The sequence below is a fragment of the Sphingomonas ginsenosidivorax genome (genome assembly GCF_007995065.1).
GTDB lineage: Bacteria > Pseudomonadota > Alphaproteobacteria > Sphingomonadales > Sphingomonadaceae > Sphingomonas > Sphingomonas ginsenosidivorax.
In genome coordinates this window covers 2,102,062-2,123,191 of record NZ_VOQR01000001.1, presented here as the reverse complement: position 1 = coordinate 2,123,191, position 21,130 = coordinate 2,102,062, and the positions used below count along the sequence as shown (strand labels likewise).

General features: G+C 69.0%; 20 protein-coding genes. 8 read left to right on the top strand and 12 right to left on the bottom strand.

What is annotated here, in order from left to right; all coding sequences use genetic code 11:
* Positions 1–7: 7 nt before the first annotated feature.
* The 7 genes from FSB78_RS09575 to bchF form a co-directional block, all read right to left on the bottom strand.
* On the bottom strand, positions 8–1,492 hold the full coding sequence (locus FSB78_RS09575; protein ID WP_147082192.1) for a BCD family MFS transporter: 1,485 nt from the start codon (positions 1,490–1,492) through the stop codon (positions 8–10).
* A complete protein-coding gene (gene bchM / locus FSB78_RS09570) occupies positions 1,489–2,175 on the bottom strand; it encodes a magnesium protoporphyrin IX methyltransferase (protein ID WP_147082190.1) in 687 nt (228 codons plus the stop codon). The genes FSB78_RS09575 and bchM overlap by 4 nt, the downstream gene beginning before the upstream one ends.
* Before the next feature lies 1 nt (position 2,176).
* Positions 2,177–3,082 (bottom strand): ferredoxin:protochlorophyllide reductase (ATP-dependent) iron-sulfur ATP-binding protein, encoded by a 906-nt coding sequence (gene bchL, locus FSB78_RS09565; protein ID WP_147082188.1) that lies wholly within the window; start codon positions 3,080–3,082, stop codon positions 2,177–2,179.
* A gap of 10 nt (positions 3,083–3,092) precedes the next feature.
* Entirely contained in the window at positions 3,093–6,722 is a 3,630-nt protein-coding gene (locus tag FSB78_RS09560) for a magnesium chelatase subunit H (RefSeq protein WP_147082186.1), read from the bottom strand.
* Positions 6,712–8,304 carry a ferredoxin:protochlorophyllide reductase (ATP-dependent) subunit B gene (gene bchB, locus FSB78_RS09555; RefSeq protein ID WP_147082184.1) on the bottom strand — a complete coding sequence of 531 codons (1,593 nt, stop codon included), beginning with the start codon at positions 8,302–8,304 and terminating at the stop codon, positions 6,712–6,714. Before bchB ends, FSB78_RS09560 begins: the two co-directional genes overlap by 11 nt.
* Before the next feature lie 121 nt (positions 8,305–8,425).
* Positions 8,426–9,715 carry a ferredoxin:protochlorophyllide reductase (ATP-dependent) subunit N gene (locus FSB78_RS09550; protein WP_242008160.1) on the bottom strand — a complete coding sequence of 430 codons (1,290 nt, stop codon included), beginning with the start codon at positions 9,713–9,715 and terminating at the stop codon, positions 8,426–8,428.
* Entirely contained in the window at positions 9,712–10,224 is a 513-nt protein-coding gene (bchF, locus tag FSB78_RS09545) for a 2-vinyl bacteriochlorophyllide hydratase (RefSeq protein ID WP_147082182.1), read from the bottom strand. The genes FSB78_RS09550 and bchF overlap by 4 nt, the downstream gene beginning before the upstream one ends.
* Positions 10,225–10,445: 221 nt before the next feature.
* Between bchF and FSB78_RS09540 the strand changes: the two genes are divergently transcribed.
* The 7 genes from FSB78_RS09540 (at position 10,446) to FSB78_RS09510 (ending at position 17,039) form a co-directional block, all read left to right on the top strand.
* Positions 10,446–11,351 (top strand): cobalamin B12-binding domain-containing protein, encoded by a 906-nt coding sequence (locus FSB78_RS09540; protein ID WP_158637990.1) that lies wholly within the window; start codon positions 10,446–10,448, stop codon positions 11,349–11,351.
* Positions 11,352–11,381: 30 nt separating this feature from the next.
* Positions 11,382–12,827: a transcriptional regulator PpsR gene (gene ppsR, locus FSB78_RS09535; protein ID WP_147082178.1), complete on the top strand. Its 1,446-nt coding sequence runs from the start codon at positions 11,382–11,384 to the stop codon at positions 12,825–12,827.
* Between the two features lie 79 nt (positions 12,828–12,906).
* Positions 12,907–13,815: a chlorophyll synthase ChlG gene (gene chlG, locus FSB78_RS09530; protein ID WP_147082176.1), complete on the top strand. Its 909-nt coding sequence runs from the start codon at positions 12,907–12,909 to the stop codon at positions 13,813–13,815.
* Entirely contained in the window at positions 13,812–15,143 is a 1,332-nt protein-coding gene (locus FSB78_RS09525; protein ID WP_147082173.1) for a BCD family MFS transporter, read from the top strand. The genes chlG and FSB78_RS09525 overlap by 4 nt, the downstream gene beginning before the upstream one ends.
* Entirely contained in the window at positions 15,140–16,321 is a 1,182-nt protein-coding gene (locus FSB78_RS09520) for a geranylgeranyl diphosphate reductase (protein WP_147082171.1), read from the top strand. The genes FSB78_RS09525 and FSB78_RS09520 overlap by 4 nt, the downstream gene beginning before the upstream one ends.
* On the top strand, positions 16,318–16,797 hold the full coding sequence (locus tag FSB78_RS09515; protein ID WP_147082169.1) for a TspO/MBR family protein: 480 nt from the start codon (positions 16,318–16,320) through the stop codon (positions 16,795–16,797). The genes FSB78_RS09520 and FSB78_RS09515 overlap by 4 nt, the downstream gene beginning before the upstream one ends.
* Complete coding sequence (locus FSB78_RS09510) at positions 16,794–17,039, top strand: hypothetical protein (protein ID WP_147082168.1); 246 nt, start codon at positions 16,794–16,796, stop codon at positions 17,037–17,039. The genes FSB78_RS09515 and FSB78_RS09510 overlap by 4 nt, the downstream gene beginning before the upstream one ends.
* A 36-nt stretch (positions 17,040–17,075) precedes the next feature.
* Here the strand turns inward: FSB78_RS09510 and FSB78_RS09505 are convergent, their stop codons facing one another.
* The 3 genes from FSB78_RS09505 to FSB78_RS09495 all read right to left on the bottom strand — a co-directional run bounded on the left by FSB78_RS09505 (position 17,076) and on the right by FSB78_RS09495 (position 18,701).
* Positions 17,076–17,621: a c-type cytochrome gene (locus FSB78_RS09505; RefSeq protein WP_147082166.1), complete on the bottom strand. Its 546-nt coding sequence runs from the start codon at positions 17,619–17,621 to the stop codon at positions 17,076–17,078.
* Positions 17,622–17,746: 125 nt separating this feature from the next.
* On the bottom strand, positions 17,747–18,469 hold the full coding sequence (locus FSB78_RS09500) for a CbtA family protein (RefSeq protein ID WP_199743154.1): 723 nt from the start codon (positions 18,467–18,469) through the stop codon (positions 17,747–17,749).
* Between the two features lie 13 nt (positions 18,470–18,482).
* Positions 18,483–18,701 (bottom strand): CbtB domain-containing protein, encoded by a 219-nt coding sequence (locus tag FSB78_RS09495; protein WP_147082164.1) that lies wholly within the window; start codon positions 18,699–18,701, stop codon positions 18,483–18,485.
* 67 nt (positions 18,702–18,768) lie between these two features.
* On the opposite strand from FSB78_RS09495, the gene FSB78_RS09490 reads away from it, so the two are divergent.
* Entirely contained in the window at positions 18,769–19,311 is a 543-nt protein-coding gene (locus FSB78_RS09490; RefSeq protein WP_158637989.1) for a histidine phosphatase family protein, read from the top strand.
* Here FSB78_RS09490 and FSB78_RS09485 read toward each other — a convergent pair.
* Entirely contained in the window at positions 19,308–20,084 is a 777-nt protein-coding gene (locus FSB78_RS09485) for an ABC transporter ATP-binding protein (RefSeq protein WP_147082159.1), read from the bottom strand. The two genes, FSB78_RS09490 and FSB78_RS09485, sit on opposite strands and share 4 nt — an antisense overlap.
* A complete protein-coding gene (locus tag FSB78_RS09480) occupies positions 20,078–21,085 on the bottom strand; it encodes a FecCD family ABC transporter permease (RefSeq protein WP_199743153.1) in 1,008 nt (335 codons plus the stop codon). The genes FSB78_RS09485 and FSB78_RS09480 overlap by 7 nt, the downstream gene beginning before the upstream one ends.
* Between the last annotated feature and the right edge of the window lie 45 nt (positions 21,086–21,130).

Genomic DNA, 21,130 nt, shown 5'->3' with positions numbered 1-21,130 from the left:
TGCCCTTTCAGATCGGAAAGTCGCTGAGGCCGAAGCGGGTTTGCGGCGCGGTGCTGCCGCGGACGAGTGGCCCGAGCGCGACCAGCGTGCCCAGCAGGAGCAGGATCTCGATCGCGTAGACACAGGCATAGCCGGTCGCCGGATCGGCGAGGGTCGACCCCAGGTCGCGCGCGACCGCCGCGGCCGATACCAGGTCGCGGACGAACGCACCGATCGCGATCGCCAGCCCCGCGCAGGTCGCTTGCACGGCCCCCCAGGCGCCGAGCGCGAGACCGGTGCGGCCGCCCAGCGTCTGTTCGTCGCTGATCGCCATCGCCGCGGTCAGCGTGCCGACCGAGAACAGCCCGCCGCCGAACCCGATCAGCGTGGCGCCGATGCGCAGCAGCGCAACCGCGTGGAGCGGTGCGGCGAACAGCACGCACAGGAACGCCGCGATTCCGATCACGCCGCCAAAGCCTGCCAGCCGGTGCGGATCGTCCCCGTCGCCAAGCCGGCTCGCCGCGAGCGCGAACCCGACGAGCATGCCGACCGCCCACAATGCCGTCAGCGACGTGGTCGCGCCGACCGACAGCTGCAGGATCTGCCCGCCGTAAGGTTCGAGCAGGACGTCCTGCATGCTGAACGCCGCCGCACCCAGGCCGACCGCGACCAGCAGCCGCATCGTCCGCGGCCGCGCGATGAAGATCGCCCATACCGCACCGAACGACGGGCTGTCCTCGCGACGCGCGGTGGCGACACGGCTGCGCGCCTCCTGCTTCCACAGCGCGACGAGGTTGAGGATCATCGTCAGCACGGCGGCGCCCTGGACGATCTGGACCAGTTTGGTCGGGGTGAAATCGGCGAGCAGCCGGCCGATGACGATCGCGCTGACCATCATGCCGGCGAGCAGCATGACGTAGAGCAAAGCCACGACCCGTGGCCGCGCCTCGTCGGGCGCGAGATCGGTGGCGAGCGCCAGTCCCGCGGTCTGCGTGGTATGCATCCCCGCGCCGACCATCAGGAAGCCGAGCGCCGCGGCGACCTGGCCTGCGACCGGCGACCCCGTTGCCGACATCACCAGCAGCGCGAACGGCAGGATCGCCAACCCGCCGAACTGCAACAGCGTGCCGAACCAGATATAGGGGACGCGCTTCCAGCCAAGCAGCGATGCGTGGTGGTCCGACTTGAAACCGATCAGTGCACGCAGCGGCGCGAACAGCAGCGGCAGCGAGACCATCGCCGCGACGACACTGGCCGACATGCCGAGCTCGACGATCATGACGCGGTTGAGCGTGCCGGTGAGCAGCACCGCCGCCATTCCGACGGACACCTGGAACAGCGAGAGGCGGAGAATACGGCCGAGCGGCAGGTCCTCGGTCGCGGCATCGGCGAACGGCAAAAAGCGAGTGCCCAGACGATTCCAGAACGCCCCGGTGCGCAGGCTTTCGAGCTGCCGACGGGGCTGCCTCGCCGGACGGGCCAGCGAGGCCTTGAGGGCGGTCAGATAACTCACCGCGTCAGCACCTCGAGCGCGTGGCTGGTATAGAAAGTGGCCGAAATCCGCTGGTCGCGGTGGAGGCGCGCCTGGGGCAGCGCGCCCCGTAGGAGCGTCCGCAACCGGACGTCGCGGACTGGCAGGATCGCGGGCGAGCGGTCGCTGCGCGGAAACAGCCGGCCGGCACCGAGCATCGCCATCAGCAGCGGGGTCTGCGGCGCGAAAGTGAAGGCGATCGACCCGTCGGTCCGCTGGGCCAGGGTCCGCACGACATCGACGATGTCGGACGCGGGGTAATGGATGAGTGAATCCATCGCGACGACATGGTCGAACCGGCCGAGCGCGGTGTCGCGCATGTCGCCGACCCGCCAGTCGATCGCGAGCCCCGCCGGCGCCCGCCGGCGCGCGATATCAACAAGGCTACCCGCAACATCGATCGCGACGACGGACGCGCCGCGCCTTGCCGCCTCGACCGCCAGCGCACCGGTGCCGCAACCTGCGTCGAGCAGGCGGCGGCCGCTCAGGTCCGCGGGGAGCCACGACAACAGGGTGTCGCGCATCCGATCGCGGCCCGCGCGGACGGTGGCGCGGATGCCACTCACCGGCGCGTCCGAGGTGAGCTGCTCCCACGCCTTCGACGCGGTGCGGTCGAAATAGGTTTCCAGGTCGGACCGGAACCGGGTGTAGGTCGCCGTCGACATCTCACTCGAACCCCAGGAATTCGAAGATGTCGCGGTCCTTCATCGGCTCGGCATCGAGTGCGGGGCAGCCGGTCCACATCGTCGCGGCGAGGCGTTTGTATTCGTCGCAGGCGGCGGCGACCTCGGGGGTCTGCTCCATCTCGAACAAGGTGCATTTCTTGAGCCGGCTGCGGCGGATCGCATCGAGGTCGGGGAAATGCGCGAGCGTCTTCAGCCCCGTGGCGGCATTGAAACGGTCGATCTCGTCCGTCGCGGCGGAGCGGTTGGCGATCACCCCGGCCATGCGCACGTCGTAGTTCTTCGCCTTAGCCTTGATCGCCGCGACGATGCGGTTCATTGCGAAGATGCTGTCGAAGTCGTTCGACGCCACCACGACCGCGCGCTCGGCATGCTGCAGCGGCGCGGCGAACCCGCCGCACACCACGTCGCCGAGCACGTCGAACAGCACGACGTCGGTTTCCTCGAGCAGATGATGCTGTTTCAGCAGCTTCACCGTCTGCCCGACGACATAGCCGCCGCACCCGGTGCCCGCCGGCGGACCACCCGCCTCGACACACATCACGCCGTTATAGCCTTCGAACATGTAATCCTCGGGGCGCAGTTCCTCGGCGTGGAACTCGACCGTCTCGAGCACGTCGATCACCGTCGGCATTAGCTTCTTGGTGAGCGTGAAGGTGCTGTCGTGCTTGGGGTCGCAACCGATCTGAAGGACGCGCTTGCCGAGCAGCGAGAAGGCGGCTGACAGGTTGGACGAGGTCGTCGACTTGCCGATCCCGCCCTTGCCATAGACCGCGAACACCTTCGCGCTGCCGATCCGGTCGGCGGGGTTGAGCGTCACCTGCACGCTCCCGTCGCCGTCGAGGCCAATCCTGTCGCGCGTGCGGGCCGGGGGATCGAGCAGGGCCATTGTCTGTTCCTTATGCCGCCACCGCGGTGATGCCTTCGAGGCGGTCTTCGAGTTCGTTGCTGGCGGCGTGGAGGGCTGCGAGTGTTTCGGCGTCGGGCGCCCAGAAATTGCGGTCGCTGGCCTCGATCAGCCGGTAGGCGACGCGCGCCGACGCCTTCGGGTTGAGCGTTGCCAGGCGTTCGCGCATCTCGGCGTCGAGCACGAAGGTCTCGGTGATCCGCTGATAGACCCAGGGGCTGACCTCGCCGGTCGTCGCAGACCAGCCGACCGTGTTGGTGACGTGCGCCTCGATATTGCGGACGCCTTCGAAGCCGTGCCTGAGCATGCCCTCGTACCACAGCGGGTTGAGCATCCGCGTGCGCGTTTCGAGATCGACCTGTTCGGACAGCGTCCGGACCTTCGAGGCGCCTTGCGTCGCGTCGACGATGTAGATCGGCGCGGCCTTGCCCTTCGCCCGGGTGATCGAGCGGCTGATGCCGCCGAGCGCATCGACATAGTGATCGATGTCGGTGACGCCGAGTTCGACCGAGTCGAGATTCTGATAGGCGAGCTCGACCCCCTCGAGCGCGCTCTTGAACAGCTCGGCCTGGCGCGCCGGATTGCCGCTGCGGCCATAGGCATAGCCCTTCTGCCGCTCGAACACCTCGGCGATCTCGTCGGGATCGGTCCACGCGCCGTCGTCGATCAGCAGGTTGACGTTCGCGCCATACGCCCCCTCTGCGTTGGAGAAGACACGCAACGCCGCAGTCTCGAGGTCGCAGCCGTGGCGTTCGGCATGGGCAAGGCTGTGTTTGCGCACGAAGTTGCGGTCGAGTGGTTCGTCGGCGTTCGCGGCGAGCCACGCGGCTTCGGCGATCATCCGGGTCTGGAGCGGCAGCAGGTCGCGGAAGATCCCCGACAGCGTCACGACCACGTCGACCCGCGGCCGCCCCAGTTCGACGAGCGGGATCAGTTCCGCACCCGACAGCCGACCATAGCCGTCGAACCGCGGGCGCGCGCCGATCAGCGCGAGCACCTGCGCGATCTGCCTGCCTTCGGATTTGAGATTGTCGGTGCCCCACAACACCATCGCCAGCGTCTCGGGGAAGGCGGCGCCGCTGGCGGTGTGGCGCGCGATCACCTGTTCGGCCTGCGCGATGCCCTGCGTCATCGCGAAGCTGCCGGGAATCCGGAAGGGGTCGAAGCCATGGATGTTGCGCCCGGTCGGCAGCACCTTCGGGTTGCGCGACACGTCGCCGCCCGGCGCGGGGCGGACATAGCGCGCGTCGAGCGCGTGGACGACCGCGGCGAGTTCGCCATTCAAGGGCGACAGGTCGGCGTCCGCCCCGGCGGCAATCATCTGCGCGCGCGTCTGCTCGGACAGCGGCGTGCCGAGGACGTGCAGTCCGTGGGGAATGAGTTCGCGCTCGACCTCGTACAGCCGCGCGGACAGCGTGTTCAGGTCCCAGACGTCGTCGCCCGGGGTCGGCACGGCTTGTACCAGCGACACCGGCCCCGACGGGGCGTCGCGGATCGGCGCAGGTGTCAGGTCCAGCGCGGTGGCTTGCGCGCGGATCATCGGATCGAGCGTCGCGCGCTCGTCGTCCGACGGCGACGACCGCCACCGCTCGAGCAACGCCTTGAGGTCGTTCAACCCCTTGTACAGCCCGGCCTCGGCGAGCGGCGGCGTGAGGTAGCTGACCAAGGTTGCGCCCGACCGCCGCTTGGCGATCAGCCCCTCGGACGGGTTGTTCGCGGCGTAGAGATAGACGTTCGGCAGGTCACCGATCAGTCGTTCGGGCCAGCAATCGCCGGACATTCCGGTCTGTTTGCCCGGCATGAATTCCAGCGCGCCGTGCGTGCCGAAATGCAGCACTGCGTCAGCCCCGAAGTCCTCGCGCAACCAGCGGTAGAAGGCGCTGAACGCATGCGTCGGGGTGAAACGCCCTTCGAAGAGCAGCCGCATCGGATCGCCCTCATAGCCAAAGGCAGGCTGGATCCCGACGAAAACCTGGCCGAACTGCGCGCCCAGCACATGGATCGATCCGCCGTCGCTCTGCTGCTTGCCAGGCGCCGGGCCCCATTGCGCCTCGATCGCGGCGAGATGCGGTTCGCGGCGGACATGATCGTCGGCGGGGATGCGCACATGGACGTTGGCGTCGGCGCCGTAGCGCGCGGCGTTGCCGTGCAGCACCGCGTCGCGCATCGCATCGACATCGGCGGGGACCTCGACCGCATAGCCTTCCGCCGCCAGGGTGCCGAGCGTCGCGTGCAGCGATTCCCACACCGCCAGATGCGCCGCGGTGCCGGTCGCGCCGGCATTGGGGGGGAAGTTGAACAGCACGATCGCCAGTTTCCGTGTCGCGCGGTCGGAGCGGCGGAGATCGATGAGCTTGGCGAGCTTGCCGGCCAGCGCCTCGGCGCGTTCGGGGCAGGTGCGCATCTCGCGCGTCAGGCCCGAGGCGGGGAAGGTGCAGCGGCGGCCGCATCCGGTGCATGCGCCGGATCCGTCGGCGCGGCCGCCGAACACGCTGGGCAGCACTGCGCCATCGAGTTCCGGGATCGCCACCATCATCGTCGCCTCGATCGGCAACAGGCCCTGGCGGCTCGCGCCCCATTGCTGCAGCGACTGGAACTCGAGCGGGTGCGCCGCGACATAGGGCACGTCGAGCGTCGCCAGCATCGCCTCGGCGGCTTCGGCATCGTTATAGGCGGGACCACCGACCAGGCTGAACCCTGTGAGCGATACCAGTGCGTCGACGATCGGCACCCCGTCCGCCACGAAGAAGCGCTCGATCGCGGGGCGCGAGTCGAGGCCGCTCGCGAACGCCGGGATCACGCGCAGGCCCTGCGCCTCGAGCGCGGCGATCACGCCGTCATAATGGCCCGTGTCACGCCCGAGCAGATAGGATCGCAGCAGCAGCACGCCGACGGTGCCGCGCGTGCCCCTCGCGCGGGGCAGGGCGTCGACATGCTCGCCCATGCGGTGGCTGAGCGCGGGATGATAGACGCCGACCTCGGGATAGTCGTGCGGTGCCTCGGCGCGTGCGACGTGTCCGGCATAGCGGTTGGCCAACGCCTGGATCATGCCCACGACATTGTCGTCGCTGCCTGCCAGCCAATATTGCAGCGTCAGGAAATACGCGCGGACGTCCTGCGCGGTGCCGGGGATGAAGCGCAACATCTTAGGCAACCGTCGAAGCATCTTCATCTGCCCCGCGCCAGACGACGCGCCGGGCTTGCTCGATCCGCGAAGCCGCTTGAGCAGCGCGAGCGGCCCCCGCGCGGGCTTGTCCATCCGGTAGTCGCCGAGCCGGGTCAGCCGGACGACTTCGCTGCCCGACATCAGCCCGATCATCGCTGCGCAGGCCTCGCGCCGTGCGGTCAGCGCGGGCAGGACTGCGCGGATATGATCGTCGAGGAACAGCATCGTCGCGATGATGATGTCGCCGCGACCGATATCGGCGATGCAGCGACCCAGCGCGCCGCCATCGCGGTCCCAGTCGGCGGCGGCGTGGAACCCGATCGTGATGCCCGACCCGTTGCCGGCGAAGCGCGCGGCGGCGCGTTCCGCGGCCCCCGACAGGTGATTGTCGAGCGTGACGATCACGACGCGGAGCGGCCTGGAGAGCGGCGAAGCGGAGGATGCGCTAGCGGGCATAATGCGCCTTTGCGTCGTAGAGGGTGTCCAGGGTGATCGTCGTGAGGTTGTGCTCGCTGGCGAAGCGTTCGGTGTTGCGGCGCGCCTTGCCGCGGACGAAGAACGGGATTTTGAGGAGTTCGCGCTCGGCCTCGGGCGACCATGTCCCCCTCCCGCCTGCGGGAGGGGCTAGGGGAGGGCCTGTTACTTCAGTCGCGGCGGCGAGTTCGACAGGCCCTCCCCCGACCCCTCCCGCAGGCGGGAGGGGAGAAGAACCGCCCAGATGGCTCGCGCCGCTGGCGTCGGAGAACTCGAAATCGTCGCGGAACATCGTCAGCAGATGTTCTTCCAGCCCCATCACGAGCGGATGGACCCAGGTGTCGAACAGGACGTTCGCGCCCTCGAACCCCATTTGCGGCGAGTAGCGCGCGGGGAAGTCCTGGACATGGACCGGTGCGGAGATCACCGCGCAGGGGATGCGCAGCCGCTTGGCGATGTGTCGCTCCATTTGCGTGCCGAGCACCAGTTCGGGCTGCAGCGCCTGGATCGCCTCTTCGACCACGAGATAGTCGTCGGTGACCAGCGGTTCGACGCCGTAGAGCGCGGCGGCGGTGCGCAGGTCGCGCGCGAATTCGCGGTTGTAGCAGCCGAGCCCGACGACCTCGAACCCGAGTTCGTCGCGCGCGACGCGCGCCGCGGCGATCGCGTGGGTGGCGTCGCCGAAGATGAAGACGCGCTTGCCGGTGAGATAGGTCGAGTCGACCGACCGGCTCCACCAGGGCAGGTTCGACGTGCCGGGCGTGGTACCGATTCCGGCTCCGTCCGTTCCGGCGACCGCCGCAACCTCGGCGACGAAGGCGCGTGTGGCGGCATAGCCGATCGGCACGGTACGCACGGTTGCCTGACCAAACGTCCTTTCGAGCCAGCGCACCGCGGTGTCGCCGATCTCCGGGTAGAGCAGGATGTTGAAGTCCGCCGCGCCGATCGTCGCGAGGTCGGCGGGCGAAGCGCCGAGCGGGGCGACCAGATGGACGTCGACGCCGAGCGTATCCAGCAGCCGCGTGATCTCGATCACGTCGTCGCGGTGGCGGAAGCCGAGTGCGGTCGGCCCAAGCAGATTGGCGCGCGGGCGGCGGCCGTCGCGCGGCGCGGGGCGGGCGGTCTTGTCGGCCAGCGTGCGGACGAGCTGGTAGAAGGTTTCGGCCGCGCCCCAATTCTCCTTGCGCTGATAGCTCGGCAGTTCGAGCGCGACGACCGGGCAGGGCAGTCCCATCGCCTGTGCCATGCCGGCGGGATCGTCCTGGATCAGCTCGGCGGTGCACGAGGCGCCGACCAGCATCGCCTGCGGCTCGAAACGCGCATAGGCGTCGCGCGTCGCGGTCTGGAACAACGCGGCGGTGTCCTTGCCGAGATCGCGTGCCTGGAAGGTCGTGAAAGTCACGGGCGGGCGCTTGCTGCGACGCTCGATCATCGTGAACAGCAGGTCGGCATAGGTGTCGCCCTGCGGCGCGTGGAGCACGTAATGCACGCCCTCCATCGCGGTCGCGATCCGCATCGCGCCGACATGGGGCGGGCCTTCATAGGTCCATACGGTCAGTTGCATGGCGGTGTCCCGGCCCATGCATCCCTCGTCACCCCAGCGAAGGCTGGGGTCTCGTGAGGCATGCGCGCCGCGCCGCCGCGAGAGATCCCAGCCTTCGCTGGGATGACGGGAAGGGAGCGGTTCATACCCGCAACACGTCGCGCCGCCGCAGCGGACGCGCGAAGAGTTCGGCGAGATCCCCCGCCTGGTCGAAACCGTGGATCGGCGAAAACACCAGCTCGATCGCCCATTTGGTCGTCAGCCCCTCGGCCTCGAGCGGGTTGGCAAGGCCGAGCCCGCAGACCGTCAGGTCAGGGCGAGTGGCGCGGACGCGGTCGAGCTGGCGGTCGACGTCCTGGCCCTCGCTGATCAGCGTGTCGGCGGGGAGCAGCGCGAGTTCGTGCGCGAGATGGCGGCGATGCAGATAGGGCGTACCGACCTCGACCGGCTGCATGCCGAGCTCGGTGGCGAGGAAGCGCGCGAGCGGGATCTCCAGCTGCGAGTCGGGCAGGAAGGTGATGCGCTTGCCGGCCAGTCGTTCGCGCGAGTGGGCGATCGCGCGCTTGGCGCGCTCGCGGGCCGGCGCAATCGTGCCGCGGAAGTGCAGTTCGTCGATCCCGAACGCCTGCGCCGCGGCGTGCAGCCAGTGCGTCGTGCCCTCCGCCCCGAACGGGAACAGCGCGTCTAGCCGGGTCGCACCGCGATCCTCGAGCGCGCGCGCGGTCTCGCCGAGGAACGGCTGCGCGAGCAGGAAGCGCGTGTTCGGCCCGACCGGCGGCATGTCGCCGGCATGCCGCGCGGGCAGGCAGTGCACCGGGCCGACGCCGAGCTCGGCGAACAGCCGCAGGAACTGGTCCTCGACGACGTCGGGGAGCGCACCGACGATCATCAGGCTGGGCGCGGCGCGCGTATCGCTGTCGAGATCCGCGACCAGCGCGGCGAGGCACGCATCCTCGCCTTCGGTGAACGTCGTCTCGATCCCGCTGCCCGAGTAATTGAGGATCTTGGTGATGCCGGCATGCTTGACCGACAACCGCGCTGCTGCGCGCGACAGTTCGAGCTTGATGACCTCCGACGGGCACGAGCCGACGAGGAACAGCAATTTGATCTCGGGCCGCCGTGCGAGCAGCCGGTCGACGACGCGATCGAGCTCCTCGTTGCAGTCGGCCATGCCGGCGAGATCGCGCTCCTCGATGATCGCGGTGGCAAAGCGGGGTTCGGCGAACACCATCACGCCCGCCGCCGACTGGAGCAGATGCGCGCAGGTCCGCGACCCGACGACGAGGAAGAACGCGTCCTGGATCTTGCGGTGCAACCAAATGATGCCGGTCAGCCCGCAGAACACCTCGCGCTGCCCGCGTTCGCGCAGCACCGGTGCGGATTCGCAGCCGGGCAGCGGGAGGGGCAGCAGCGCGGGCACGGCCGGGGTCACCCTGCCACCGCCAGCGTCGCCGTGGATCCCCGCAACCGCGCCGCGCGCAGCTTGAGCAGGAATTGCGCGGCGTTGATCGCGTAGCTCGCATAGGCGGCCAGCGCGAGCAGCATGCGCCCGCGCTCGGTGCCCAGGTCCGCGATCAGCGCGACCAGATAGGCCGTGTGCAGCGCCAGCACGAGCATGCTGAACACATCCTCCCAGAAGAAGGCGGGAACGAACAGCCAGCGGTCGAACACGATTTTTTCCCAGATCGAACCGGTGATCATGATCGCGTACAGCGCGCCGGTCTTGACCACGATCGACGTGGTCGCCGCGCTAGCGCCGGTACCGGTCGCGAGATAGCGCAGCACTAGCGTGAGGCTTATCAGGAAGACCAGGAACTGCACGGGGGCGAGGATACCCTGCACCAGCGTCCAGCGAGTCGAGTCGCGGCGGCGGCGCTGCTCGGGCGTGTAGAGCGGCGCTGCCGCCCGTTGCTCCGTTAGGGAAGATCCGCCCGATCGCATGCCCGATGCCCACCTGCCTGATGAGCGAAAGGTACGCGTAATCCCAACGAAGTGTCAAATAAATTGGACGTTCAGAAAATATGACACGTGTTGCGGTGCGGCGTAGCGAATTTGTTGTACAGTTATCGCTTCCGGGATATGTTTCGAGTCGCTGGTCGGCACAAGACACGAATGCACGGCCAGTAGAGCTAGCGTGTCAACCAGGCTGGGGAGAGCCGGTGATGCCGTCGATGACCCACTATGCGACCGGCGATCGTGGTACGACCGGCGATATACGACAGCATCACTTAACAATCGCGCGCGAAGAACTTGAAAGCTTCCGCATTCATGTCGATCGCGACTATGCGCGCTCACTCTCGGCGCTGATCGAAGGCGAGATCATCCCCCGCCTGATGGCCGCGCACGCGGTCGACGCCGAGCGTCTGGCGGTATCCGACAGTGAATGGTCGTTCGACGATGCCGATATCGAGGCGCTGGCACCGCTGGTGATGCGCGTTGATGCCGATGCGCTGCTCGCGCATGTCGAGGATATCCTCGACCGCGGCGTGACCGTGGAGACGGTGATGGTCGACCTGCTCGCCCCGACTGCGCGGTTGCTCGGCGAATATTGGGAAGACGACCGCTGCGACTTCGTCGACGTCACGATGGGGCTCTGGCGCCTGCAGGAAGTGGTGCATGAGATCGCCAGCCGCGCGCCGGCGGATCGCGTCGGGACGCAGCATCGTTACCGCGCGCTGTTCGCGTCGATGCCGGGCGACCAGCATAGTTTTGGGACGGTGGTGATCGACGAAGTATTCCGTCGCGCCGGCTGGTCGACCGATCGGATCTGCGAGGCGCACAGGAGCGATTTGCTCGACCGTGCCGGGCATGGCTGGTTCGACATGATCGGATTGACGATCAGTTGCGACTGCCATATCGCCGACCTTGCCTCAAACATCGCTGCGCTGCGGAAAATTTCTTCGAATTCGCGGGTTTGCATCATGGTCGGTGGCAGGATTTTCAGCGCGAACCCGGGCCTAGCCGCACAAGTCGGAGCGGATGGAACGGCCAGCGATGCGAAACTGGCGCTCGAGGTCGCCGCAAAACTCGTCCGCCAACGCGAACGGGAGGCCGCGGCGTGTAGTTAACCGGTGCTTACGGGAGCGTGACGCTCGTCGATGACCAAGCTTATCGCCTCGTCGTCCGTAGCGGCGTCCGCCGTAACGGCCTTTACCAAGCCTGACGTCGTTCCCGGCGTGCTCTCGGCGGGGACGGCTGCATCCCTGCTCGCCGCGGTCGGTGACTTGGCGTTCATCCTGTCGGCCGACGGGACCGTGCTCGACGTCGCAGTGTCGCATGGCGATCTCGCGCATCACGGCTTTGCCGACATGGTCGGCGGGCCTTGGGCGGATACGATGACGGTCGAAAGCCGGGCGAAGGTCGCCGAGATGCTGGAGGCTGCGACGACCGGTGCCGCGCCGCGCTGGCGACAGATCAACCACGCGGTGGCCGGCGGCGATGTGCCCATCCGGTATATCGTGATGACGCTGGGCCAGGACGACCGGCTGATCGCGATCGGACGTGACTTGCGCGCCGCGGCGGCGATGCAGCAACGGCTGTTGCAGACGCAGCAGTCGCTCGAGCGGGACTATATCCGGCTGCGCCAGGCCGAGACCCGCTATCGTCTGTTGTTCGACACGGCGACCGATGCGGTGCTGATCGTCGATGCCGAGACGCGGCGCATCCGCGAGGCGAACCCCGCTGCACACGCGCTGCTTGACGCCGCCGACGGTGCGCTCGTTGGCAACACCGTTAACACAATCGTCGACCCTGCCAGCCGCGACGACCTGATCGCGCATTTGGGCGCTGCAGAGGCTGCCGACGATGTCGCGCCGATCTTGGTGCCGCTCGGCGCGCGCCGTGCCGAGGCCCGGCTGTCCGCGCGTCTGTTCCGCCAAGCGCGCCAGCCGCTGCTGATCGTGCGGATCGAGTTCGTGGAGTCAACCGAGCCGACGAACCGGTACGAGGCGACGCTGAGCGAGGTGGTCGAGCGGATGCCCGATGCGTTCGTGCTCGTCGATCGCGAGTTGCAGATACTCACCGCCAACGCGGCCTTTATCGAGCTGGCCGAGATGCCGTCGATCGAACGTGTGATCGGTGTCCGGCTGGGCTCGTGGCTGGGGCGTCCGGGTATCGATCTGGAGCTGATCGTCGCACAGCTGCGCGAACACGGGGCGGTGCGCAACGTCGCGACGATCCTGCGCGGCACGGCCGGTGCGCAGGCAGAGATCGAGGTGTCGGGAGTGGTCGCGCCGATGGCGGGCAACGACTGCTATGGCTTCACGATCCGCCATGTCGGCCGGCGGCTGCGCCAGCCGCCGATCGTTTCCAACGATACGCCGCGCTCGGTCGAGCAACTGACCGAGCTGGTCGGCCGGATGTCGCTGAAGGAGATCGTGCGCGAGAGTACGGACTTGATCGAGCGGCTCTGCATCGAGGCGGCCCTGGCCTACACGTCCGACAATCGCGCGTCGGCCGCCGAGGTGCTCGGTGTCAGTCGGCAGAGCCTTTATTCGAAACTGCACCGGCATGGGCTGGGGAACCTGGTGTCCGGCGACAGCTGACTTCGGACTTGCCGTTTTAGCGACGGATAAGTGTCAATTTAATTTGACGTTTGAGCTTGTCATAACATAGCCTCGCGCGATGGACAGGTCGACCGCCCCCGGTATCGCCACGTCGCTTCCGGCAGCGCGCGACGTCCTCGAACTTCTCAAGCCGGTGACATGGTTTCCGCCGATCTGGGCGTTCATGTGCGGGGTGGTGTCGTCGGGCGTGCCGGTCGCAGAGCGCTGGCCGTTCCTGGTCGCGGGCGTGTTGCTGACCGGTCCACTGGTGTGCGGGACGAGTCAGGCGGTCAACGACTGGTTCGACCGGCACGTTGATGCGATCAACGAACCCGGGCGTCCGATCCCGTCGGGCCGCATCGCGGGGCAGTGGGGATTGTGGATCGCGATCGCGGGAACGCTGCTGTCGCTGCTCGTCGCCCGGGCGATGGGGCCGCTGGTGTTCGGCGCGACCTGCCTCGCGCTGGTCTGCGCCTGGGGGTACAGCGCGCCCCCGTTCCGGTTCAAGGCCAGCGGGGTATGGGGTCCGGCGGTAGTGGCGCTGACCTATGAGGGGCTGACCTGGTTCACCGGCGCCGCAGCGATGATGGGGGCCTGGCCTGGCGGCGCTGTCCTGGTCGTGCTCGCGCTTTACAGTTTCGGCGCGCACGGGATCATGACGCTCAACGATTTCAAGGCGGTGGACGGCGATCGGGCGATGGGCCTGCGCTCGCTGCCGGTGGTGTTGGGCGTCGACGGCGCGGCGCGACTCGCCTGCGTCGTGATGGCCGTGCCGCAGGTGCTGGTGATTGCGCTGCAACTCGCCTGGGGACACCGGCTGATCGGCGGAATCGTGGCGGTTTTGCTGGTGGGGCAGGTGGTGTTGATGCGGAGGCTGTTGCGTGATCCGCTGGGGAACACGCCGTGGTACAACGCGACGGGGACGAGTTTGTACGTGTTGGGGATGCTGGCGTCGGCGTTCGGGCTCGGCGGGGTGGCGGGGTTATGAGCCGCGGGCTCGGCTGGGGCGGGATCGTCCGGCTCGGGCTGGTGCAGAGCGCGATCGGGGCGATCGTGATGCTCGCGACGTCGCTCATCAACCGCGTGATGGTGGTCGAATATGCGCTTCCCGCCGCGCTGCCCGCCGGGCTGGTCGCCTGGCATTATGCGGTACAGCTGTCGCGACCGGCCTGGGGCCATGGGTCGGATCGCGGGCGGCGGCGGACGCCGTTGATCCTGGTCGGGATGGCGACGCTGGCGCTCGGCGCGATGCTCGCGGTGGCGGCGGTGTCGCTGCTCGCGCGCGGCTCGGGCGCCGGACTGCCGGTCGCGATCCTCGCCTTCGCGATGATCGGCGCGGGAGTCGGGGCGGCGGGAACGTCGCTGCTGGCGCTGCTCGCGACGCGAGTCACGCCCGAACGGCGCGCCGCGGCGGCGGCGATCACCTGGATCATGATGGTCGCCGGCATCGCGGTGACGGCAGGCGTCGCGGGGGCGTTGATCGACCCGTTCTCGCTGCAGCGCCTGGCGATCGTCGCCGGGGTCGTCGCGGGCGGCGCGGTGCTGCTCGCCGCACTGGCGGTGTGGGGCGTCGAAGGGCAGCCGCCGGAACGGCCCGCGCCGGACGTAGCGCCGGGGACATCGTTCGGCGCGGCGCTGCGCGCGATGCTGGCGGATCCCGAGGCGCGCCGGTTCACCGCGTTCGTGTTCCTGTCGATGCTCGCCTATTCGATGCAGGACCTGATCCTCGAGCCGTTCGCCGGGCTGATGTTCGGGTTCACGCCGGGGCAGTCGACGCAATTGTCGGGCGTGCAGCATGGCGGCGTGCTGTGCGGCATGATCCTGGCGGGCGTGGGAGGCAGCGCGTTCACCGGGCGCACGTCCGGCGGAGGGGGGGCGGCGCGGCTCCGGCTCTGGACTGCGGCAGGGTGTATCGGATCGGCCTGCGCATTGGTCGGGCTCGCGCTCGCCGCGCGCGCCGGGCCGGGCTGGCCGCTCGCCGGCACGATCGCGTTGCTCGGGTTCGCCAATGGCGTGTTCGCGGTGTCGGCGATCGGCACGATGATGGCGCTAGCCGGAGGTAGCGGGGGAGAAGGGCGCGAAGGCCTTCGCATGGGCGTGTGGGGCGCGGCGCAGGCGATCGCCTTCGGCCTGGGCGGCTTGATCGGCGCGGTCGGCGTCGATGTCGGGCGCGCCTGGACCGGATCGACGGGCGGCACGTTCGCGATCGTCTTCCTGACAGAGGCGCTGCTGTTCCTCGTCGCCGCGACACTTGCGATCCGCGCGCCCGGCCGCAGCCGCGACGCGCGCGTGGCGGTGCGGACGCTGGCGACATGACCTATGACTGCGTCGTGGTCGGCGGAGGGCCGGCGGGCGCGACCGCGGCGACCGATCTGGCGCGCGCCGGGCGATCGGTGCTGCTGCTCGACCGCGCGGGACGGATCAAGCCGTGCGGCGGCGCGATCCCGCCACGGCTGATCCGCGACTTTGCGATCCCCGATCATCTGATCGTCGGGCGCGCGGTGTCGGCACGGATGATCGCGCCGTCCAACCGTGCAGTCGACATGCCGGTCGATCCGAGCGGGGCGGGGGGCTATGTCGGGATGGTCGATCGGGCCAGCTTCGACGAATGGTTGCGCGCCCGCGCGATGCTGGCAGGCGCCGAGCGCCGGACCGGGGTGTTCGATCGCATCGTGCGCGACGCGGATGGTGGCGCGCTGGTCTGCTATACCGAGGTGCGCGGCGGTGCGGAGGTGCGCGTACGGGCTCGGTGCGTCCTCGGCGCGGATGGCGCGCGATCGCGCGTCGCGAGCGATGCGCTGGAGGATGCCGAGCGCGTGCCGTGCGTCTACGCCTATCACGAGATCGTCCGGTCGCCGCCCGGCGCCGCGTTCGACAGGAGCCGGTGCGACGTGTTCTACCAGGCCGCGCTGTCGCCCGATTTCTACGCCTGGATCTTTCCGCATGGGGACACGGTCAGCGTCGGCGTCGGGAGTGCCAACAAGGGCTTCGGGTTGCGCGAGGCGACGGCCCGACTGCGCGCGCGCACGGGCCTCGACGCGTGCGAGACGCTGCGCTGCGAAGGTGCGCCGATCCCGCTGCGGCCGCTGCGCCGCTGGGACAATGGCCGCGACGTGCTGGTCACGGGCGACGCGGCGGGGGTCGTCGCGCCGGCCTCTGGCGAGGGGATCTATTATGCGATGGTGGCGGGGCGCGATGCCGCGGCGGCGGTCGGCGCGTTCCTGGCGAGCGGCAATCCGAAGGCGCTGCGCCAGGCGCGGCGGTCGTTCATGCGCAGCCACGGCCTGGTGTTCCGGATTCTCGGGATGATGCAGTATTTCTGGTACGGCAACGACCGGCGCCGCGAGCGGTTCGTCGCGATGTGCGCGGACCGCGACGTGCAGCAGCTGACCTGGCACGCGTACATGAACAAGCGGCTGATCTATGCGCGGCCGCTCGCCTATTGCCGCATCTTCCTGAAGGACATGCGCCACCTGATGCAGACCGCGACATGAGCCGGATGTGGGTCTTCCCGGTCGTCATCGCCGCGATGCTGGCGGGCATCGTCGCGCTGGTCGGCGCGACGATCACGGATACCGGGCCCTGGTATCAGGCGCTGGCCAAGCCGGACTGGGCGCCGCCGGACGTGGCGTATGGTGTTGCGTGGACGGCGATCTATGCATGTACCGCGTTGGCGGGGGTGACGGGGTGGCTGGCGGCGCCGACCTGGCGCGCGCGAGAATGGCTGCTCGGGTTGTTCGCACTCAACGGCTTCCTCAACATCCTGTGGAGCCTGCTGTTCTTCCGGCTGCACCGGCCCGACTGGGCGGTCGTCGAGGTCGTCGCGCTGTGGCTGTCGGTCGCGCTGTTGATGGTGGTCGGCGGTCGGCATTCGCGCGTGTCGGCGGCGTTGCTGCTGCCCTATCTGCTCTGGGTCGGGTTCGCCGGATATCTGAACTGGACGATCGTGCAGCTGAACGCGCCGTTTTGACCTGGCTGTTCGCCACGGGTCACGCGGTCGATATCGTCCTGGCCGTGATCGGCGTCGAGCTGATCTGGCTGATTGCAAAGCGCGCAGCCGCCGTCGACGTCGTGCTGCGGCTGGGTCCCGGCGTGCTGATGCTGTTGGCGTTGCGCGCGGCGCTGACCGGGCTCGACTGGCGCTGGATCGCGGTGCCGCTGCTGCTGTCGTTTCCGGTCCATCTCGCCGATCTGGCGCGGACTCGGTGGTGACCCGGCGATCGTCCTCGCCGGGTCGACCGATCGGGGTCAGCCGTTCGCCTTGAGATAGGCGATCACGTCGGCGCGCTTCTGCGGGTCGGGAATGCCCGGGAACGCCATCTTGGTGCCCGGCACGACGCGCTGCGGCTTTTCGAGATACTGGAACAGCTTCTCGGGCGTCCAGGTGATCCCGCTGTTCTTGTTCGCGGTGGAATAGGTGAAGCCCGCGATCGACCCCGCCGCGCGGCCGACGATGGCGTGCAGCGACGGACCGATCTTGTTCACGCCCGCGTCGATCGAATGGCAGGTCTGGCAGGTGATGAATGCGACCTTGCCCTTGGCGGCATCGCCGGTGAAGGACGCGAATTTGACACCGCTGATCGTGTCGACATTGTCGGCGGCGGGCGCGGCGGCAGCCGGGGCGGCGGCAGGCGTAGCCGCCGTTTCGGACGCGGCGACAGCAGGTGTCGCTGCAGGCGTTTCGCTCGCCGCGGTATCCTCGGGCGCCTTCTTCGAACAGCCGGCAAGCGCCAGCGCCGATGCTGCCACGCCTAGCGCGATACGGCCGTACCGAGTCGTCGATGCTGATGTCATGGTGTCGCTCCTCTCCGATCAACCTTCGTTCCGCGGCATGGTTTGCCACGCACGGGACATAACTGTCCAATGATCTTTACGTTGCGAACCATCCAATTGTTTGGCGGAGGTTTTCTCGGGAGGGGCTAGCGAGCGTCCCGCAGCAACCGCTCCGCGGCGCGGCCGAAGACCAGGGCCAGCACGGCCCAGAGCACGGCCTGAGTCGCGAGCGCCCCGGTCCGGAAGGTCCATAACAGGGTGGCCGGGAAGTCGGCCGGCACTTCGTCGATCGTCGGCAGTGCGAGGGCAACGATCGTCATCGCGGCGCCATAGGCGACCACCGCGGCGAGGCCGGCGTCGAACGATCCGAGGCGACCGCGGAGGCGCTGCGCGAGGCGGACGGCGGCCGCCGCCAGGACCAGCGACACGGCGATGCAGCCGAAGAACGCCGCGGTGCGCAGCTGGATCGTCTCGTGAAAACCCACCGCGGGCGGGTTGGGCGGATATTTGAGCGCCGGGATCAGCGCGATCGTCACGAACCCGGCCAGCGCCAGCCAGGCACTGGCAACCCGTGCGCCGCCATGCAGCACGCGCGCATGGAGCGCCGCAAAGACCAGCGCGAAGATGCCGCCGAGTGCCGCGCCGTAGCAGGTCGCCGCGACGAGCAGGCCGGTCCCCTTCTGCACCGCGCGGCTGACGAGTTCGGGTTCGTCGGCATGGACCATGCCCGGCATCGCGTCGCGCGCAGCTTCGAACGCGATCGCGAGATCGACCGACGGCTCGATCGCGAGGCGAGCGAACAGCGCGGCGGCCAGGCCGGCGAGGACCCCGGCGACCATCCCCAGGATCAACAGTCGGCGGACGATCATCGACCGGTGGCGATCAGTGGCAGGGGAAGCCGAGCAGGTGGCGCCCGTCATGGACGAATTCGTGAACGTACATGCCCTTGAACAGCGAGAAGGCGCCCTGTTCGGTGCTGACGAAATACAGCAGGATCAGCGCGATCAGCCCGCCGAACACGGCCCAGGGGACGATGTCGCCGAGCGGGATCGCTGGGGCTGCGACGCGACCGGGCGCGGAATGGATCGATTGCGTAGCCATGGTTCGTCCCCGTCGTTATCGGACGCTGTCCTATGGCATGGGGCGAGCGGCAACAAGGGGAGCCGGTATGAAGGTCGTGCTGCTGTGTCACGGCGTGACGGCATCGATGCGCACGGGCGGCTTTCCTGCTGTGGACGAGCCGGTCGAGGGGGCCGCGCGACCGTTCGGCAGGTTCGACCGGGTGGCCGTAAGCCCGGCGCGTGTCGCGCAAGACACCGCTGCGTTGCTGTGTGCCGCACCCGTGGTAGTCGCGGCGTTGCGCGATATCGATCATGGTCGCTGGACGGGGCGGAGTTTCGCCGACGTCCATGCGGACGCGCCCGACGCTCTGACGGACTGGCTGGCGCGGCCATGGCTGGGGACGCCCGAGGGGGAGGATTTCGCGGCGGTCTGCGCGCGCGTCGACGGCTGGATCGGGGGCCTGGCCGATGCCGAACTCCCCGAAGCCGTCGTCACGCATCCGATGGTGATCCGCGCGATCCTGGCAGTGACGATCGGGATCGCGGTGGAGCCGGTGATGCGGATCAATGTCGCGCCGCTGTCGAGCGTGGTCCTGTCGCGGCACCGCGGGTGGCGGTTGCAGCAGATCGGCGGGCGGCTGGAGGGCTAGGCGATCCGGTCGAACGGGACGAGCAGCGGCTGGCCGTTCACCTCGCCGCGCCATGCGGTGATGGCGTAGGTTTCGGCGAGCGCCGCGTCGGTTAGCACCGACTGCGGCGGGCCATCGGCCTTCAGCCGGCCGCGATCGATCAGCAGCAGCCGGTCGCAGAACCGCGCGGCGATGCCGAGGTCGTGCAGAACCACGACGACGAGCGCGCCGGCGCGCGCGCGGTCCTTGAGCAGCGCCATGATCTCGAGCTGGTGGCCCGGATCGAGCGAGGTCAGAGGCTCGTCGGCGATCAGTGCGGGCGCGCCGGTCGCGAGCGCGCGTGCGAGCATGACGCGTGCGCGCTCGCCGCCCGAGAGCTCGGTCGCGGTACGGTCTGCGAGATGCGCGGTCCCGGTGTCGTGCATCGCGGCGTCGATCGCCGCCTGGTCGGCCTGCGTGATCCGCGAGAAGGGGCCGAGATGCGGCAGGCGGCCGAGCCCGACGAGGCGCTCGACCGAGAGTGGCCAGTGCACCGCATAGGCTTGCGGCAGATAGGCGGTGCGCCTGGCGATCGTGGCGCTGGGAAGAGTCGCGACGTCGTCGCCGTCGATCGTCACGCGCCCCGCATCGGGGACGAGCAGGCCGAGCAGCGCGCGCGCGAGCGTCGACTTGCCGGCGCCGTTGGGACCGACGACGCCGATCAGCGCGCCGCTGCCCAGCGACACCGACAGGTCGTCGATCACGCGGGTGCCGGACAGGCTTACCGACAGTCCCTCCGCCGCGATGCTCACCACAGGCGGCGCTCCTTGAGCAGGTAATGAGTGAAGACGGGGACGCCGAGGAACGCGGTCAGTACGCCGAGTTTCAGCGGCGAGGTGGTCGGGATCAGCCGGGTGCCGACATCGGCGAAGGTCAGCAGCACCGCGCCGGCGAGCGCGGAGGGCAGCAGCACCGCCGACGGGCTGCGATCGGTCAGCGGGCGGACGAGGTGCGGCACGATCAGCCCGATAAAGCCGATGCTGCCCGCGACCGCGACCGCGCCGCCGACGCCGATCGCGATGCCCAGCATCAGCCGCAGGCGGACGCGCGCCAGATCGACGCCGAGCGTGCGCGCCGCATCCTCGCCGAGCGACAGCGCGTCGAGCGCGCGCGCATCCCACAGCAGCAGCCCCGCCCCGATCGCGACGCAGGGCAGCGCGATCCACAGGTCCGCGAAGGCGCGGTCCTCGAGGCTGCCGAGGAGCCAGGTGGTGATCTCCATCGCGGCGAACGGATTGGGCGCGAGGTTGAGCGCGAGGCTGATGCCGGCGCCTGCCAGCGTCGCGATCGCGATGCCGGCGAGGATGAGGCTGAGGCTGCTCTCGCCGCGGCGCGACAGCCAGACCAGCGGCACCAGCGACACCAGCGCGCCGGCGATCGCGAGCAGCGGCAACACGACCGGATGCGACGTCGCCAGCTGCCAGTAGATCGCGACGACCGCGCCGAGCGCCGCGGCGCTCGACACGCCGAGCACGCCCGGGTCCGACAGCGGGTTGCGCAGATACCCCTGCATCGACGCGCCGCCCAGGCCCAGCATCGCGCCGATCAGCAACCCGAGCAGCGCCCGCGGCACGCGCAGCTGGAACAGGATCGCGCGGACCATCGGGTCGCCCTGTCCGGTCATCGCGTCCCACAGCGCGACCGGGGACAGCCGGGCGGGGCCGAACAGCAGCGAGGCGCACCCGGCCAGGATCGCAAGGACGATCAGCAGGGGAAACAGCCACGCGGCATTGCGCGCGGGGACAGCTTTGGGCACGGCGGACCTCGTCACGATCGGTCAGACCCGTCACGAGCGTGTCCC